This is a genomic window from Haloechinothrix salitolerans (genome assembly GCF_042662605.1).
GTDB classification, from domain to species: domain Bacteria; phylum Actinomycetota; class Actinomycetes; order Mycobacteriales; family Pseudonocardiaceae; genus Haloechinothrix_A; species Haloechinothrix_A salitolerans.
The window spans coordinates 822,579-839,826 of the sequence record NZ_JBHSXX010000001.1; the positions used below are offsets into that span (position 1 = coordinate 822,579).

Here is a 17,248-nt window from a genome sequence, read left to right on the forward strand (position 1 = left end):
GCTATGACGGCCCTTCGGCGCATGACCGGCTTGGTCTTCGCGCTCAGCCTCGGCTTCGGCTTCGCCGGTATGACGGCGGCGTTCGCGGAGGTACCGGCCGCTGAACCGGGCACCATGTCCGGCTCCAGCGTCACCAAAACGGGTTGGTGGTGGAAGACCAACGACACCAGCGAGACTCCGCAGGAGCTGCGGGCGGTCACCGACGCGGTCCCGCCACCCCCTCCACCGAGGAACGTGCCCGAGGGCACCCTGCCGGTCGCCGCTTATCTGGGGGAACCGGACAAGGTGTCGGCGATCGAGTTCGCCTTCGATGCCGAGCCAGGTGCGCTGGTGTCGTCGTTTCAGCTGTCATTGCGTGAGACCGAGGAACCCGGTGCCAGCGCCGCGGCCGACGCCGAGGACACGACGGTGGTCGCCTGCGAGGTGACCGAGGCGTTCTGGACCGATGGTGAGGCGGCGAACTGGCAGGCCCGCCCCGACTACGACGACGCGGGCTGCGTGGAAGGTGTCCGTGGCGAGAACGGCGTGTGGACGTTCGACCTGACGTCGTTCGCCGCGACGTGGCTCGGCACGGATCAGCGGGCGTCCGGTTCCATCGTCCTCGTTGAGGACGTAGATGAGCCGACCAGCTTCCAGGTGGTCTTCGACGGCCCCGCTAGGGACGGCGTCGGAACGTCCTTCGAGTCCACACCCGGCACCAGTTCCGACGCCTCAGGCACCGGTGACAGCGGCGAGCCGGACATCGACATCAGCGCCGGGACGCCGGATGCTGGCTCGGGGCCTCCAGTTTCGGGTGGGGTTCCGACGGCGTCGTCCGTCGGCATGGACACCGTGCCACCTGCCGCGGACGCCCCCGCTCCCGCCGCACAAGCACAGCAGGAACCGCCGCAGCCACAGGCCGCGGGTAACCAGCCTTTCTTGATCGCACCGTCTGCCGTTGAGGCCATTCCCGCGGGGGCGTGGGTACTGGCCCCGCTCATGCTCGGCGTGGCCTACCTGATGATGCTCGCGCTCGGCCCTGCCGGTGAGCCGAACGCTCACCTGGCGCGCAGAGGGGTCAGCAAGGCGCTGGAGCGCCTCCGGAGCACGGGCACCAAGACCGCGGAAGGAGTGCGCTGATGTTGCCGCGCCAACGAACGAAGCGGGCGGCGGCCGTGCTGGCCGCGCTGGCCCTCACGCTGGTCGCCGCGTGCGGGCAGAAGCCGGGCGTCGGTCAGCTTTACGGGCCTGGCAGTGCCTACGGTCAGCAGGGCGTCGTGCCTGGCCAGCCAGGCGTGCCCAGTCAGCCGGGCGCCGTTCCCGGCGAGCCGGGCAGCACGGGGCAGAACTCCATCCCCGGCGCGACCGCGCCTGGCCAGCAGCAGGTCGGCGCCGCTCGTTCCGGCGGCACGACTGGCACTGGCGGCACCGGAGGGACCGGTGGCACTGGGGGCCAGGCTGGTGGTAACGGCGGAAATGGTGGTGGCTCCGGCGGTCCCGGCGACACCACGGGTGTCTCCGACAGCACGATCAAGATCGGCATCCACGCGCCGGTCACCGGCGCGGCCGCGTTCCCGCAGCGTTCGTTCGAGAACGCCGTCGGTGTCTATGCCGATTACATCAACAGCAAGGGCGGCATCAACGGCCGCAAGCTAGAGGTGCTGTTCCGCGACGACGGCTTCGACCCCAACCGCGCGCGGGCGGTCTGCAAGGACCTCGCTGAGCAGCAGAAGGTGTTCATGTTGATCGGCGGCGCCGGCTCCGACCAGATCGACTCCTGCGCCCGCTACGCCAACTCGGTCGGCGTGCCGTACGTGTCGGCTGGCGTGCACGAGACGCGCCCGGGCCTCGGCCCGCTGTCGCGGCTGCGCACCTACTACGCGGCGTCGCTGACCTACGAGCAGCAGGCTCCGCTCATCACCAACCTGGTGAAGAAGCAGTTCGGTGGCGACACAGTGGGCTTGCTCGTGGCCAGCAACGACAGCTTGAACAGCTACTTCGGTCGCCAGAAGGGATCGCTGGAGAAGGCCATCGGTGACAACCTGGAGTTCGCCGACCGTGTGCCGAAGAACATCCAGTCCGAGGCACCCACGATCGCGGCTAAGATCTGCAACAGCGGCGTCAGTGCCGTCGTGTGGAACGCATCGCCGAGCGGGCTCATCAACGTCACGAAGTCGATGACATGCAGCGTCCGGTTCATGGGGCCGGGCAACACCAACGGTCTGAACATCGTGGCGACCGGTGGGTGCCCGCAGCTGGACAACGCGCAGTTCTTCTCGTCGTTCCCGCAGCTCGACAAGATCAACGAGCTTGATCCGAACTTCGAGCCCGCTTACCGCAAGAAGAACGGCGGTTCCGACCCCGACGACATCGGTATCGCCATCTGGGGCGTCGAGAAGCTGGTCAGCATGATCCTCAAGGCCGGTGGCAAGGATCTGAGCAGGCAAAGCTTCATGGCCGCGATGGACAGCGGCAAGACGTTCGACAACAACGTCTACCCCGCGTCCAACTTCGGTAAGAGCCGATTCGGCGGTACCGCCATGCACCTGCTCAAGGCCGACTGCGGGCAGAACCGCTTCCTCACGGAACGGCTTAACGTCAAATGACGACCGAACTAGGCATCGCCATCGTCAACGGAGTCTTCCGTGGCAGCGTGTATGCCCTCGTCGCGCTGGGCATCGTGCTGATCTACCGGGCGTCGGGCGTGTTCAACTTCGCACAGGCGGAGTTCGGCACGACCGGGCTGTTCGTGGCCTACATCGGGGTCGAGCTGTGGAACTGGCCGTACTGGGCCGGATTCCTGTTCGGACTCGCCGGCGCGCTCGGGATGGGGCTCGCGACGGAGCGGTTGGTGATCCACCCCTTGCGTAACTCTTCGCGGGTGACGTTGCTCGTCGGCACGGCTGGTGTCGCGCTCGCGGCGATCGGCATCCAGTTCTGGCAGAGCAACGAGCAGCCGATCAGGTCGATGCCGAAGATCGTGGAAGGCGTGGCCTTCCAACCGTTCGGTGCGGCGATCACCTATCAGCATTTGATCACGCTGGTCGTGCTGATAGTGGTGGCGCTCGCGCTCGCGGTGTTCTTCCGCTCACCGTCAGGGCTGGCCATCCAGGCTGCGCAGCAGGAAGGCACCGCCGCTGAGCTTGTCGGCATCAGCGTGCGCCGGGTGTCGATGATGACCTGGGGCATCGCGGCGCTGCTCGGTGGGCTCGCCGGGGTGCTATCCGGGCCGAACCTGACGTTTACCGCCGGTTTCCTCAGCTTCGGCGCGGGCGCCGCGCTGTTGCCGGGCTTCATGGCAGCCGTGCTCGGCGGAATGCGCAGCATGCCTGGCGCGCTGTTCGGTGGGCTTGTCGTCGGCGTGATCGAGCAGTTCGGCAACTTGAGCATCCTCAGTGACGTCTCCGGCGGCGGTGCGATGATGCTGTTCCTGTTCCTGCTCGTCGTGCTGCTGTTGCGCCCGCAGGGACTGTTCGTGCGGAAGGCGGTGGCCGCGTGACCGAACACCAGACGATGTCCGATCGGGACAACCCCATGTCGGACACGGATTCGGTGTCCACAACGGACGACACGACCGAGATCACCACGACCGTCAGCGCGCCCGAGACCGCGCCCGACGCGGCCCCGGACGGTGCCGCGGAAAGCACCCGCGAGCTGCCGCCCGTCGTGGCGGACCAGGTGGACGACGACGTCGCGCCGTTCCGACCTGGCGTCGGCGGCTGGGTCGCGCGCGGGCTGGTCTGGGCGCTGCTCGCGTGGGTCGTGTTCGCGTTGCCTGGCAACTTCCTCTCGCCGTTCGAGCTCGGTGTCTCCGACGTCGGGCACGCCAGCAAGGCGGCGATCTTCGCGATCATCGGGCTGTCGCTGAACGTCCTGATCGGCTACACCGGAACCATCTCGCTTGGCCATCAGGCGTTCGTCGGGGTCGGCGCGTTCGTGTCGGCCTACGTCGTCGTCGACATGGGGCTTGAGTTCTGGGTCGCCGTCCCGATCGCGGCGGCCGTCGGCGGAGTGCAGGCTGCGGTGCTCGGCGCGATCTCGCTGCGGCTCACCGGCCTGTACTTCGCGTTGGTGACGCTGGCCTACGGCCTGTTCGCGGAGGAGACGTTGTTCGGCATCACCGCGTTCACCGGCGGTGAGGGCGGCAAGAACGTGCCCCGCCCGCTCGGCTTCGAGGACGACTACACCTTCTACTACCTGTGCCTCGCGTTCCTCGCCGCTGTGCTGTGGGTGGACTGGCGGTTGATGCGGTCCAAGGGCGGCAGGGCGTTGCAGGCGCTGCGGGAGAACCCGAGGGTCGCGTCGTCCTACGGCATCGACGTCAAGGCGTACACCCTGTTCGCATTCGTCGTGTCGGGCATCTTCGCCAGCATCGGCGGCGCGCTACTCGCACAGCAGAGCACCTTCCTCGTGCCCAAGACGTTCAACTTCCAGCTCGCGCTGATCTTCATCCTGATGACGGTCGTCGGCGGGCTGCGCAACCGCGTCGGCGTCGTCATCGGCTCGGTCGTGTTCGCGCTGCTCGAAGAGGGCACGCTGGTGCACCTGCTGCACCTCGAAGGCATCCTCGACAGCACCATCGGCCTGCCCGCCGAGTTCTTCGGGCTGGTCATCGGGCCGATCCTGCTGCTGCTGACCATCACCCTCTACCCGGGCGGTATCGGCCAGCAGGTCGCGCCGATCGCGCAGTGGCTGCGCGGCAAGAAGTTCGACTTGCACGCGGGCAAGGTGACCGAAGTGGAGGTGACCGATGTCCGTGCTTGAGGTGCGCAACCTGAACATCCAGTTCGGCGGGGTGCGGGCGTTGGACCACGTCAGCATGGAAGCTGGCGAGTGGGAGATCGTCGGCATCATCGGCCCGAACGGCGCTGGCAAGACCACGCTGTTCAACTGCATCACCGGCTTCTACCGGCCGAACAAGGGGAAGATCCGGTACCGAGGCAAGCCGATCACGCGGCTGCCGGTGCACAAGCGCACCGCGCTCGGCATCGGCCGGACGTTCCAGAACGTCGGGCTGGTCAAGAACACCACGGTCGCGGAGAACCTGGTGACCGCACAGCACCTGGAGACCAACTACGACCCGTGGGCGGGGATGCTCGGCGGACCAGCCACGTTCGCCGAGGAGGCCCGGCTGCGGGAGCGGGCCGACCAACTGCTCGAACTGATGGATCTGTCCGATGTGGCCGAAGCGCGGGTCGCGGACCTGCCGTATGGCGTGCTCAAACGGGTCGAGATCGCCACGGTGCTCGCTACGGATCCCGACCTGCTGCTGCTCGACGAGCCCGGCTCCGGCATGGGACCGGAGGAAGCGCACGCGCTCGGGGATACCCTGCTTGAGCTGCGCAAAGAGTTTGGCATCACCATCGTGATGATCGACCACCACGTACCGCTGGTCACGCAGGTCTCCGACTACGTCTATTGCCTCAACTTCGGTGAGGTGCTCGCGGAGGGCAGGCCGGACGTCGTCCGCAATCATCCTGAGGTCGTCCGGGCCTATCTGGGGGAGGAACCCGTCGAGGATCCTGCCGATGTGGCGAGTGAGGAGTACGTCTGATGGCGCTGCTCGAAGTGTCTGACCTGGTGGTCGGCTACGACGCCTTCCCTGTGCTGCACGGCATCGACTTCACCGTGGAAGAGGGCGAGCTGTGCGTGCTGCTCGGGCTCAACGGCGCGGGCAAGACCACCACGGTGTCCACTGTGGCCGGTCTGGTGAAGCCTCGCTCGGGACACGTCGTGTTTGACGGCAAGGACCTCGGCCGCCGATCGCCGTCCGCGCGGGTGGCTGGCGGGATCTCGCTCTGCCCAGAGGGACGGCGGGTGTTTCCCCGGCTGACGGTGAAGCAGAACCTGCGGCTCGGCGCGTGGACGCGACGGCGACAGAGCAAGGCCGTGCAGCGCCAGTTGGAGCTGGTCTACGACTACTTCCCCCGGCTCGCTGAACGCGAGGGTCAGCTCGCGGGCACGCTTTCCGGTGGTGAGCAGCAGATGCTAGCGGTCGGCAGGGCGTTGATGTCGCGGCCGAAGCTGCTGCTGATCGACGAGGCGTCACTCGGCCTCTCGCCGACCGTGGCGCGCACCGTGTGGGAGGTGACATCGCGCATCAAACAGGACGGAACGACGGTGCTGATGGTCGAGCAGAACGCGGGAGCGCTCCCGTTCGCCGACCGAGCGCTGATCATGGAGAAGGGGACCCTGGTATACACCGGCGTGGGTGACGAGCTGCGGGACGTCAACCTGCGCGAGGCGTACCTCGGGGCGTAATAGGCCGTGACAGGCCGTGTAGGGCCGCGAGAAACAAGGAGAAGACGTGCAGACCAACCTCAGTCGCCTCGGCGGGCAGCTCGGTGTGCTGCTGTGCCTTGTCGGCTTCGTCGTCATGTTCCTCGGCTGGAACGGTGCCGCTAGCCATAACGTGATCATGGCCCAGTTCCCGTACCTGATCTCGGGTGGCGTGATCGGGCTGGCGATCGTCATCGTGGGTGCCGCGATGATCATCGTGCAAAACCAGCGACAGGACCGCGCCAAGATCGAAGCCGCGCTCGACCGGCTCGCCGCCGCGACAGAGCAGCGGGGCGCCGCGGCGGCCGCCGCGGCGGGTGGTGTCGGCTTCACCGGGTTCGTCGTCGCGGGTGAGTCGTCGTACCACCGGGTCGACTGCCACCTGCCAGAGGCGCGGGACGAGGCCGAGCTGGTCCGCATCGAGGACGTCATCACGCGCGGCCTGTCGCCCTGCCGGGTGTGCTCGCCGCCGAGGACTGGCCAGCTGACAAACTGAGCATGGTGAGGGTCTCTGGGGTTGTGCGGGCCGCGCTGCCCGCGTGCGCGCTCGCCGCCGGCCTGTCCTCCTGTGGGGTGTACGACGCCGTCTCGGACAAGCCACCAGAGTCGGTCGACTATTCTCCGGTCGTCGCACCGCAGGTCGCGGATGGCCCTGAGACGACGGTGGCCGCCCCCGGGAAGCTCCGTGGAACGTTGCGGACGCCGGACATCCTCGTGCTCGGCGACGAGAAACTTCCCAGTGGCTTGCGCGACAAGATCGGCGAGTTGCCTGGGGTGCGGGCGGCGGAGCCGTTGTCGGTCGCGTCTGTGCCGGTCGGAGAGCGCTCGGTGACCGTGGCCGCCGTGGACAGCGGCGGCTACCGGCGCTTCACCGTGAAGCACACCGCCACCTCCGACCCCGTGTGGCAGGCCGTCGCCGCGGGCGATGCTGTTCTCAGCCACGAGATCGGCCGCGACCTGGACCGGCCGCTCGGTGGGAACGTCGGGTTGCGCGCCGGGAAGCATGACGTCGACATGCGTGTCGGCGCCTACGCCACCACGGTGCCGCGCATCGACGTCGTGGTGAACGAACGCAGAGGCGAGCAGCTTGGCATACGTCCGCACAACGCGATGCTGCTCGCGATCGACGACACGCGACGGGACGACGTGTCGGCGGCGCTCACGAAGTTGCTTGGCGATCGCGGCACGATGCAGGAATTGACGTCGGATCCGCCTCCGTCGTCCGGCACTCGCCGGGCGGCGTACCTGACTGGTGGCGCGGGCTCGGACTCGCTGGGCTCGTTCAGCTATCGATACTTCCCAGACGGCACCGTGGAGCCGGAAGCGTCCTGGGTGCGGGCCAACATCATCACCGAAAGGGTGCCAATCCTGGGTGACGTCACCTGCCACCGCGTCATGCTGCCGCAGTTTCGCGCCGCATTGCGCGAGATCGTCGACAAGGGACTCGCGGACACGATCAACCCCGCCGACTACGGCGGGTGTTACGTGCCCCGATTCATCGGCCGCGATCCGAATCGGGGACTTTCGCTGCATACCTGGGGTATCGCGGTGGATCTCAACGTATCCGGTAACCATCGCGGTACGGTCGGTGAGATTGATCGACGGGTTGTGCGGATCTTCAAGAAATGGGGGTTCGCCTGGGGCGGCGATTGGCAGTGGACTGATCCGATGCATTTCGAGCTGGCCGCGATCATTCGGTGACAATCGGGGCGAGTTTAGGCGAGTCGATGTGACACCGATTCACTCGTCGTTACAGCCAATCCCGGCTTTTTGAGTGACCGTTAGCAGAACTTTATCTACTCAACGTGTTATTTGACCCAAGTGTCTTCACTCTTTGGAGTGCGCCATACTGCTGCCCACCTTGATCACGCGCATGTCGGATTCGTGTGCACGTGGTCGCCCGTGAACTCCTACCCCTGACGGAGAACATCATGGCTTTCGAGAAGAACCGGGTTCGCGCGGCCGTGCTCGCGCTCCCACTGGCCGTCGGCCTGAGCCTCGGCGCGGCGACCGCGGCCCAGGCGACTGAGGACGCGAAAGAAGACCCCCGCGCCACTTCATATACCGGGCAAGAAAACGCTAAGACCTGCAAGGATATCGGCGTGAGCGGCGAGCTCATCGCGTACCTCGATGAGGATGACGGCGAATACACCGAGCGGATCACGTATGAGCGTGGCCAGCTGGAAGACAATAGGTACCTGGACATCTTGTCCGTCGATCCCGAGGTCGATGTCACCGGGATCGTCGTCAAGGGTGCCGACGGCTACAACGTCTACATACCTGGCGAGGAAGGCGACGGCGGGGTAGCGCTCAATGAGAACCCGCCGTGGAAGGACCTGCGGTCACCGCTTAAGAAGGGCAAGGTTCCGCAGATCAGCCACTGGTACATCTGCGGCGTCGACAACACGCCGCCATCGGAGTCAAGCTCCCCCGCTCCGTCTTCCGAGCCGAGCAGCCCGGCGCCGTCGTCTGAGCCGTCCAGCCCTGCTCCGTCGAGTAGTGAGCCCACACCGTCCGGGACTACCCCTCCGGGGACCACCACCGACACCACGTCGACGACCGCGGAGACTAGCCCGGCGTCCACGACGTCGACCACCGATGCTCCGGTCGTCGACAACGTCAGTGACAGCGACGACCTCGCCGTGACCGGCTTCGGCAGCAGCTGGCTCATCTGGGCCGGTGTGCTGTTCGTGGTCGCCGGTGTCGGCACCATCGCTGGCCTGCGGGTGCTGCGTAAGCAGTAATCACCCTGACCAACCCGCTCGGCCCCCACTGGTTCCGCCGGTGGGGGCCGAGTCGCGTCGGTGGAGCGCTGCTGTCCGTCCGAGATGATCTCCTTTGCTCCCTCAGTTACCAAAATTCATTCCGATTGTCCGGTTCTGCTGGTCACTCAAGGAGTAAAGAAGATCAACTACGTGCGGCGGCGACCGCGGCGGACCCAGTGGTCATGACGGCATAATCCGGGAGTTGATCGACGGCACGACGGCGTCCTGACCAGTGGGTTTACCGTCTCCGGTCGCCCTAGCAGATTGGATTCGGACAACCTCAGGCGCGCCTCATACAGCGGCGCGTGGCCCCGGACTAGAGTGAGTCGGCATCTCAATCGAGACGAGTACTGGGAGGGTCGTCGAAGTGTCCACGGACTCGTTCGTCCACCTACACGTGCATACCGAGTACTCGATGCTCGACGGCGCCGCGAAGATCGGGTCGCTGTTCGAGGAGACCAAACGGCTGGAGATGCCGGCGGTCGGCATGACCGACCACGGCAACATGTACGGCGCGGACGAGTTCTATCAGCAGGCGGTCAAGGCCGGTGTCAAGCCGATCATCGGCATCGAGGCGTACGTCGCGCCGCAAAGCCGTCACCACAAGAAGCCGGTGTTCTGGGGGCAGAGCAATCAGCGGGGCACGGACGAGTTCGGCGAGGGCGGCGACGTCTCCGGTGCCGGTGCCTACACCCACATGACGATGGTCGCCGAGAACGCGACCGGCCTACGGAACCTCTTCGCGCTGTCGTCCATCGCCAGTATCGAGGGCTACTACCGCAAGCCTCGCTGTCTGTTGGCTGGTCAGGAGATTGTGACCAGAAACGGTATGACGAGGATCGAGGATGTCCAGGTAGGCGATGAGGTGCTGACGCATCAAGGCCGATTCCGGCCCGTCACTGAGGTCATGCGTAATCACCACGAGGGTGAGATCTACGGCCTTGATCTCAGCGGCCGATATGGGCGAGTGACCTGGATGACAGGGGAGCACCCGGTTCTCATTCGCAGCCGTGATGGCAGTAGGACATGGGTCGAAGCGCGTGACGTCGTCGCCGGACGGCCGGGAACCGGCACTCGCGAGCAGGCTGACAACTGGAATAGTTGGGTGTGCCTGCCTCGGGTGCAAGCTGATGGTCCCGAGGTCACGTCGATTCGCACGGCCGACTATGTGAACTGGAGTTCGTGCCCTGACAAGCCGGGTACCTTCTTCTCCGAATCTCCGCGAAAAGGAATGGGGCCTACCCACCATTACGCAACTCTGCCGGACGAGATCGAGCTAGATGCGGACTTCGGCTACTTCCTTGGCCTCTACGTCGCGGAGGGTGTTGTCGACCGCGGACATGCGGTGACCTGGTATTTCCACGAGGACGAGCATGACCTCGTGGACGCGTGCTGCAAGTTGATTGAGCGGTATACCGACCGGCAAGCGACGGTGCGCAAGCGGCGTGGCGACGATTATCATGGCGTCGAGGTTTCGGTCAGCTCCACTCTGCTCGCGCAGTTGCTCAAGTCGCTCTGCGGCAGTCACGCTGCGAGTAAGAAGCACCTTCCAGGCTTCGTTTTCGACGCTCCTGAATCCTTCATGGCGGGTGCGTTCCGAGGCGTGCTCGACGGTGACGGGTCGAAGACTCGCCCCGAGGTCGTTAGCCTCCAGCAAACTTCCGAACAACTCCACTGGCAGATGCGTACGTTGGCGGCGCGGCTGACGGCGGACTTCGTCGGTACGTATAAGCACCCGGTACGAAGCAGTAGGCATGCGCAGAGCTATCGCGCCAACTTCCGTCCGGAGAACCCGCAACGGTATCGGCGCACGCTGAGTGATGATGACTACGTCTACAAGCCCGTAAAGGATGTACTGCGAAAGTCGTACTCCGGGTACGTCTACAACATCGAGGTAGCGGAAGATCATTCTTATGTAACCGATTTCGCGGTCCACAACTGTGACAAGGAGCTGATCGCCGAGCGCGCCGAAGGCATCATCGCCACGACCGGCTGCCCGTCCGGCGAGGTGCAGACCAGGCTGCGGCTGGGACAGTTCGACGAGGCGCTCGCGGCCGCCGCCGAGTACCGCGACATCTTCGGCCCCGAGAACTTCTTCCTCGAGCTGATGGACCACGGCCTGCGCATCGAGCGTTCGGTGCGCGAGGGTCTGCTGGAGATCGGCAAGAAGCTCGACATCAAACCGCTCGCGACCAACGACTCGCATTACGTCACCAAGGACCAGGCCGACGCGCACGGCGCGCTGCTGTGCGTGCAGTCCGGCAAGACGCTGAACGACCCCAATCGCTTCAAATTCGACGGCGACGGCTTCTACCTCAAGTCCGCCGCCGAGATGCGCGAGTACTGGGACGCCGAGGTGCCCGGCGCGTGCGACTCGACATTGCTCATCGCGGAGCGGGTGCAGTCATATGAGGACGTCTACGCCCATCGAGACCGGATGCCGCGGTACGAAGTTCCCGAGGGGCACTCCGAGTCGAGTTGGCTCGAGCACGAGGTCATGGCTGGCCTCAAGCGGCGCTGTCCGGACGGGGTGCCGCAGGAGTACATCGATCGCGCGAAACTTGAGATCGGCGTCATCAGCGACAAGGGATTCCCGGCGTACTTCCTCGTCGTCGGTGACCTCGTGTCGTACGCGAAGAGCGTTGGCATCCGCGTCGGTCCTGGTCGTGGGTCGGCGGCGGGTTCGCTGATCGCCTACGCGATGGGCATCACCAACATTGACCCGATCCCGCACGGTCTGCTGTTCGAGCGGTTCCTCAACCCCGAGCGCGAGTCGATGCCCGATATCGACATCGACTTCGACGACCGCCGTCGCGGCGAGATGGTCCGCTACGCCACCGAGAAGTACGGCTCGGACAAGGTCGCGCAGGTCATTACCTTCGGCACCATTAAGACCAAGGCCGCCATCAAGGACGCCGCGCGCGTCCACTTCGGGCAGCCCGGCTACGCCATCGCGGACAAGATCACCAAGGCGCTGCCGCCGCCGATCATGGCCAAGGACATCCCCTTGGCCGGGATCGTCGACCCGGAGCACGAGCGCTACCCCGAGGCCGCCGAGGTTCGCACGCTGATCGAGACCGACCCCGAGGTCAAGACGATCTTCGAGACCGCGCGGGGACTCGAGGGACTGATCCGCAACGCGGGTGTGCACGCTTGCGCGGTCATCATGTCGAGCGAACCGCTGATGGACGCCATCCCGCTGTGGCAGCGCGATGACGGTGCGATCATCACCGGCTGGGACTACCCGTCGTGTGAGGCCATCGGTCTGTTGAAGATGGACTTCCTCGGCCTGCGCAACCTCACCGTCATCGGCGACGCGATCGACAACATCAAGGCCAACCGGGGCGAGGAAATCGACCTCGACACCCTCGGCCTGGAAGACCCCGAGTCCTACAAGCTGCTCGGGCGTGGCGACACGCTCGGCGTGTTCCAGCTCGACGGTGGCGCGATGCGTGACCTGCTGCGCCGGATGCAGCCGACCGGCTTCGACGACATCGTCGCCGTGCTCGCGCTGTACCGGCCGGGTCCGATGGGCATGAACGCCCATAACGCCTACGCCGACCGCAAGAATGGTCGCCAGCAGATCACGCCGATCCACCCCGAGCTGGAACCGCATCTGCGCGACATCCTGGCCGACACCTACGGCCTGATCGTCTACCAAGAGCAGATCATGCAGATCGCGCAGAAGGTCGCTGGCTTCTCCATGGGTCGCGCGGATGTGCTGCGGCGCGCGATGGGCAAGAAGAAGCTGGAGGTCCTTGAGAAGGAGTTCGAGGGTTTCCGCGACGGGATGCAGGGCAGCGACCTGGTCGAGGGTGGCTTCTCGGACGAGGCGATTCAGGCGCTGTGGGACACGATCCTCCCGTTCGCCGGGTACGCGTTCAACAAGTCGCACGCCGCTGGCTACGGCCTGGTGTCGTTCTGGACGGCGTACCTCAAGGCGAACTACCCCGCTGAGTACATGGCGGCACTGCTGACGTCGGTGGCCGACAACAAGGACAAGTCGGCGGTGTATCTGGCGGAATGCCGCAGGCTCGGCATCAAGGTGCTGCCCCCGGATGTCAACGAGTCGGCCGAGCGGTTCGCCGCGGTCGGTGACGACATCCGCTTCGGGCTCGGCGCGGTGCGCAACGTCGGCGCGAACGTCGTCTCGTCGATCATCAAGACCCGCGAGGAGAAGGGCAAGTACTCCTCGTTCGTCGACTTCTTCGACAAGTCGGAGCTAGTCGCGTGTAACAAGCGTGTGGTGGAGTCGCTGATCAAGGCGGGTGCGTTCGACTCGCTCGGCCTCACGAGGCTAGCCATGATCCAGTGCCACGAGGACGCCGTCGACGCGGTCGTGCCGCTCAAGCGACAGGAGGCGATGGGCCAGTTCGACCTGTTCGGCGCGGGTGGCGCCGAGGAGGAGACCGACTCGGGGCATTCGCCGCTGGCTCACTTGACGTTCACCGAGGAGGAGTACCCGCGCAAACAGAAACTCGCCTACGAGCGGGAGATGCTCGGCCTGTATGTGTCGGCGCATCCGCTTGACGGCGCGGAACGCATGTTGCGCAAGAACGCGCCGAAGCCCATCGCGGCCATTTTGGAGGATCCGCCAAAGGAAGGCGAGATCGTCGTCGCCGGATTGATCACGTCGATGGAGCGGCGGGTCAACAAGAAGGGTGAGCCCTGGGCGATCTGCACGGTCGAGGACTTGGACGCGTCGCTTGAGGTGCTCTTCTTCCCGAAGTCATACGCGCTGTTCGCCGCCGATCTCGTCGAGGACAACGCGGTCGTCGTCAAAGGCAGGGTGAACTGGCGCGAGGACAGGATGTCGGTGTTCGGTGGCGGTGTCGTGCCGCTCGACTTGTCCGGCATCGAGGATGGACACGACGAGCCGCCGTTCGTGTTGCTCGCCGCCGCCGACAAGCTGGACAAGAGCGTCGTCACGGAGTTGAAACGCACGCTCGAGGTCCACAAGGGTGAGACGCCCGTACACCTCAAGCTGCTCAGTGACGACAAGGAGACGATGTTCGCCCTTGACGCCTTCTCGGTGAGCCCCAGCTCCGCCCTCGTCGGCGAGCTCAAGGCTATCCCGGGGATCACGGCCAACGTCTAACGCCGTGTCCGACACTCCCGCACGCGTGTCCGACACTCCCGCCGCCGTGTCCTGCATTCCCGCCACCGTGTCCCCCGTTCCCGACGTCGCGTACCCGATACGCGGCACGCCGTAGCCGTCCCTGACGACGTCTCGGGGTGCGTCCAGGGCTAAACCAGGGCGTTTCCTGATACTGCGCTCAGCTTCGGGTCGGCATTGTCGGATTCGTGGGAACTCACGCGGTAATTCCGTCTCGACTGCTCGCTCGTCCCCCCGCGATCTACAGCGCCTCGACCACGATCGCGCGAGCTGCGATCACCGGCGTGCGTGCGGGCACGCACCTGGTGGGGCGTGCGTCTGTCGACGTCGTCGCCCCGGTCGCACTCGGCTTCACCGGACTCGGCTGCGCGGCCGCGTTCTTCGTCGTGTTGCACGCGCTCGCGCCCGCGTCGCTGAACCCGTTGCGGGAGCCGATGTCGGACTACGCCCTCGCCGACGGCGTTGGCTGGATGTTCCCCGTCGCGGTTGGCCTCATCGCCATCGGCGGAGCCGGTGCGACGCTCGGCCTCGCGCGGACGGGACTGCTCGGCACCGGTTGGCTGCGCTGGACGATGACCGTGATCGTCATCAGCGCTATCGGAACCGCCGTGTTCCCCACGGACGAGGACTTCCCGCTCTCGTTGACCGCCGAGATACACCGGTACGCGGCAGTCACCCTCTTCATCGCGGTGCCGATCGCGGCCGTATTGGCGGCAACGACGCGCGGGCATGACGCGTGGCTACTCGCCATCGGGCTGGTGGCGACTGGCTTGCTCGTTGTCTTTCTGCTCAGCCATCTCGCCGTGATGCCGCAGGCCATGCAGGACCTCCGAGGCTTGTTCCAGCGGCTACTGGTCGTCGTGGATCTGGCCATCCTGGGACGTCTCTGCCAGGCGGCGCACCGTGCCCGAATGCGCAACACGACGTCCGGAAGGAGGGACACGGCGGCACGAGCGCAGGACACGCGTGCACGAGTGTCGGACACAACGGCACGAGCGCAGGACACGCGTGCACGAGCGCAGGACACAACGGCACGAGCGCAGGACACAACGGCACGAGCGCAGGACACGCGTGCACGAGTGTCGGACACGGCGGGGGAGGAACGTACCGGGTCGGTGTTACCCACCGTCCCGGGTTAACGTGCACTTATGCCTATGTACTCGTTCGAGGGAAAAAGCCCGACCGTGCACGCCGATGCATGGATCGCACCGACCGCGACCCTGGTCGGGGACGTCGTCATCGAGGCAGGTGCGTCCATCTGGTACGGCGCTGTGCTCCGTGGCGACTTCGGCAAGATCATCGTCCGCGAGGGCGCCAACATCCAGGACAACACGGTCGTGCACGTCAACGAGGGCGTCTGCGAGATCGGCAAGAACGTCACCGTCGGGCACATGTGCCTTGTGCACGACTGCACCATCGGCGAGCAGGCGCTCATCGGGAACGGCTCGACGGTGCTGGATCAGTCCGTTGTCGGCCCGAAGGCGATGGTCGCGGCGGGTGCGGTCGTGACACCGAACTCCGAGGTCCCCGGCGAGGTCATCGCGATGGGCGCCCCCGCCAAGAAGCATGTGCCGCTCACCGACACCGCGCGGGGCTGGGTCGAGTACAACGCCGTGATCTACCAGGAGATCGCCAAGCGTCACCGGGACGGTGTAGAGCTGATCGAGGAATAGACGTCGCGAAGACACCGTCCGCCGCACTAGCATCGGGACGACGAGCGACTGGCGCGAGAAGGTGGAGCACCACCGGGGAGCGGCTATCAGCGGGCACCGTGCGCCTGGGTGTCCGTTCGAGATAGGAGTACGCGATGTCCCATGAGCCTCCGCTGCCCGCCCTGACCGCCGCTGATTCCGAGGTCGCGAACCTCGTCGAGGCCGAGGCGCGACGCCAGCACGACAAGATCCGCATGATCGCGTCAGAGAACTACGTCTCGCGGGCGGTGCTTGAAGCAACCGGCACTGTGCTGACGAACAAATACTCCGAGGGCTACGCGGGCAGGCGGTACTACGAGGGCCAGCAGGTCATCGACCAGGTGGAGAACCTGACGATCGAGCGCGCCAAGGCCGTGTTCGGCGTCGACCACGCCAACGTCCAGCCCTACTCGGGTTCGCCCGCCAACCTCGCGGTGTATCTCGCGCTGGCTAAGCCTGGCGACACGATCATGGGGATGGCGCTGCCTGACGGTGGCCACCTCACCCACGGCTGGACGGTGTCGGCCACCGGCAAGTGGTTCAACGCCGTCCGCTACGGCGTGCGCAAGGAGACCGGCCGCGTCGACTTCGACCAGGTGCGCGAACTCGCGCGGGAGCAGCGGCCCAAGCTGATCTTCGCGGGTGGCACGGCGATCCCTCGGACTATCGAGTTCGCCACGTTCGCCGAGATCGCCCGTGAGGTAGATGCCGTGCTGGTCGCGGACATCGCACACATCGCTGGCCTAGTCGCGGGCGGTGCGCATCCCTCACCCGTTGGCCACGCGCCAATCATCACGACGACGACACACAAGACGTTGCGCGGCCCGCGCGGCGCGATGATCATGACGGACGCCGACTACGCCAAGGACATCGATAAGGCGGTCTTCCCCGGCTTGCAGGGCGGTCCGCACAACCACACGACGGCGGCGATCGCCGTCGCGCTCGGCGAGGCGTCCCGGCCGGACTTCCGCGACTACGCGCACAACGTCGTCGCCAACGCCAAGGCCCTAGCCGACGCGCTGCTGGAGCGCGGCTTCGACCTGGTCTCGGGCGGTACGGACAACCACCTCATCCTGGCCGACCTGACCAGCAAGGAGATCGGCGGTAAACCCGCCGCGCAGGCGCTGGACCGGGCCGGGATCGAGCTGAACTACAACACCGTGCCGTTCGACCCGCGCAAGCCGTTCGACCCGTCCGGCATCCGAATCGGCACGGCCGCGCTGACGACGCGCGGGCTTCGGCCGGAGCACCAGCCGCAGATCGCGGAGTGGATCGACCGCGTGGTCACGGCGACCGCGCGTAGCGACGAGAGCGTCATCGACACGGTGTCCGCCGAGGTTGGCGAGCTACTGGCGGAGTATCCGATCCCCGGTTACGCCGCCTGACGCGCTGACGACGCGGTCGCTGCACTCAACGAC

13 protein-coding genes and 1 riboswitch are annotated in these 17,248 nt (G+C 65.9%); all 13 genes read left to right on the forward strand.

Annotated features, from left to right (window positions below):
- Positions 1 to 3 precede the first annotated feature (3 nt).
- The 13 genes from ACFQGD_RS03930 (at position 4) to ACFQGD_RS03990 (ending at position 17,215) form a co-directional block, all read left to right on the forward strand.
- Complete coding sequence (locus tag ACFQGD_RS03930) at positions 4 to 1,119, forward strand: hypothetical protein (RefSeq protein ID WP_345400818.1); 1,116 nt, start codon at positions 4 to 6, stop codon at positions 1,117 to 1,119.
- The gene (locus ACFQGD_RS03935; RefSeq protein ID WP_345400821.1) at positions 1,119 to 2,585 is read left to right on the forward strand and encodes an ABC transporter substrate-binding protein; all 1,467 of its coding nucleotides are present in this window, start codon (positions 1,119 to 1,121) and stop codon (positions 2,583 to 2,585) included. Before ACFQGD_RS03930 ends, ACFQGD_RS03935 begins: the two co-directional genes overlap by 1 nt.
- On the forward strand, positions 2,582 to 3,478 hold the full coding sequence (locus ACFQGD_RS03940; protein WP_345400824.1) for a branched-chain amino acid ABC transporter permease: 897 nt from the start codon (positions 2,582 to 2,584) through the stop codon (positions 3,476 to 3,478). Before ACFQGD_RS03935 ends, ACFQGD_RS03940 begins: the two co-directional genes overlap by 4 nt.
- Positions 3,475 to 4,743 carry a branched-chain amino acid ABC transporter permease gene (locus ACFQGD_RS03945; RefSeq protein WP_345400827.1) on the forward strand — a complete coding sequence of 423 codons (1,269 nt, stop codon included), beginning with the start codon at positions 3,475 to 3,477 and terminating at the stop codon, positions 4,741 to 4,743. The genes ACFQGD_RS03940 and ACFQGD_RS03945 overlap by 4 nt, the downstream gene beginning before the upstream one ends.
- Positions 4,730 to 5,533, forward strand: a complete 804-nt coding sequence (locus ACFQGD_RS03950; protein ID WP_345400830.1) for an ABC transporter ATP-binding protein — start codon at positions 4,730 to 4,732, stop codon at positions 5,531 to 5,533. The genes ACFQGD_RS03945 and ACFQGD_RS03950 overlap by 14 nt, the downstream gene beginning before the upstream one ends.
- Positions 5,533 to 6,240, forward strand: coding sequence for an ABC transporter ATP-binding protein (locus ACFQGD_RS03955; RefSeq protein WP_425557364.1), 708 nt, complete (start codon positions 5,533 to 5,535; stop codon positions 6,238 to 6,240). The genes ACFQGD_RS03950 and ACFQGD_RS03955 overlap by 1 nt, the downstream gene beginning before the upstream one ends.
- Before the next feature lie 46 nt (positions 6,241 to 6,286).
- The gene (locus tag ACFQGD_RS03960; RefSeq protein ID WP_345400833.1) at positions 6,287 to 6,754 is read left to right on the forward strand and encodes a hypothetical protein; all 468 of its coding nucleotides are present in this window, start codon (positions 6,287 to 6,289) and stop codon (positions 6,752 to 6,754) included.
- Positions 6,755 to 6,756: 2 nt separating this feature from the next.
- Positions 6,757 to 7,959 (forward strand): M15 family metallopeptidase, encoded by a 1,203-nt coding sequence (locus ACFQGD_RS03965; protein ID WP_345400836.1) that lies wholly within the window; start codon positions 6,757 to 6,759, stop codon positions 7,957 to 7,959.
- Positions 7,960 to 8,189: 230 nt separating this feature from the next.
- Positions 8,190 to 9,002: a hypothetical protein gene (locus tag ACFQGD_RS03970; RefSeq protein ID WP_345400839.1), complete on the forward strand. Its 813-nt coding sequence runs from the start codon at positions 8,190 to 8,192 to the stop codon at positions 9,000 to 9,002.
- Positions 9,003 to 9,390: 388 nt separating this feature from the next.
- Positions 9,391 to 14,121: a DNA polymerase III subunit alpha gene (gene dnaE, locus ACFQGD_RS03975; RefSeq protein ID WP_345400842.1), complete on the forward strand. Its 4,731-nt coding sequence runs from the start codon at positions 9,391 to 9,393 to the stop codon at positions 14,119 to 14,121.
- Positions 14,122 to 14,327: 206 nt separating this feature from the next.
- The gene (locus ACFQGD_RS03980) at positions 14,328 to 15,278 is read left to right on the forward strand and encodes a DUF998 domain-containing protein (protein WP_345400845.1); all 951 of its coding nucleotides are present in this window, start codon (positions 14,328 to 14,330) and stop codon (positions 15,276 to 15,278) included.
- A gap of 9 nt (positions 15,279 to 15,287) precedes the next feature.
- On the forward strand, positions 15,288 to 15,812 hold the full coding sequence (locus ACFQGD_RS03985) for a gamma carbonic anhydrase family protein (RefSeq protein ID WP_345400847.1): 525 nt from the start codon (positions 15,288 to 15,290) through the stop codon (positions 15,810 to 15,812).
- 34 nt (positions 15,813 to 15,846) lie between these two features.
- Positions 15,847 to 15,929: riboswitch (ZMP/ZTP riboswitch) on the forward strand.
- Between the two features lie 17 nt (positions 15,930 to 15,946).
- Entirely contained in the window at positions 15,947 to 17,215 is a 1,269-nt protein-coding gene (locus ACFQGD_RS03990) for a serine hydroxymethyltransferase (protein WP_345400849.1), read from the forward strand.
- Positions 17,216 to 17,248 lie beyond the last annotated feature (33 nt).

Coding starts and splice junctions, on each gene's coding strand:
- ACFQGD_RS03930 (WP_345400818.1), top strand. CDS start 4: ATGACGGCCCTTCGGCGCATGACCGGCTTGGTCTTCGCGCTCAGCCTC.
- ACFQGD_RS03935 (WP_345400821.1), top strand. CDS start 1,119: ATGTTGCCGCGCCAACGAACGAAGCGGGCGGCGGCCGTGCTGGCCGCG.
- ACFQGD_RS03940 (WP_345400824.1), top strand. CDS start 2,582: ATGACGACCGAACTAGGCATCGCCATCGTCAACGGAGTCTTCCGTGGC.
- ACFQGD_RS03950 (WP_345400830.1), top strand. CDS start 4,730: ATGTCCGTGCTTGAGGTGCGCAACCTGAACATCCAGTTCGGCGGGGTG.
- ACFQGD_RS03955 (WP_425557364.1), top strand. CDS start 5,533: ATGGCGCTGCTCGAAGTGTCTGACCTGGTGGTCGGCTACGACGCCTTC.
- ACFQGD_RS03965 (WP_345400836.1), top strand. CDS start 6,757: ATGGTGAGGGTCTCTGGGGTTGTGCGGGCCGCGCTGCCCGCGTGCGCG.
- ACFQGD_RS03970 (WP_345400839.1), top strand. CDS start 8,190: ATGGCTTTCGAGAAGAACCGGGTTCGCGCGGCCGTGCTCGCGCTCCCA.
- ACFQGD_RS03985 (WP_345400847.1), top strand. CDS start 15,288: ATGCCTATGTACTCGTTCGAGGGAAAAAGCCCGACCGTGCACGCCGAT.
- ACFQGD_RS03990 (WP_345400849.1), top strand. CDS start 15,947: ATGTCCCATGAGCCTCCGCTGCCCGCCCTGACCGCCGCTGATTCCGAG.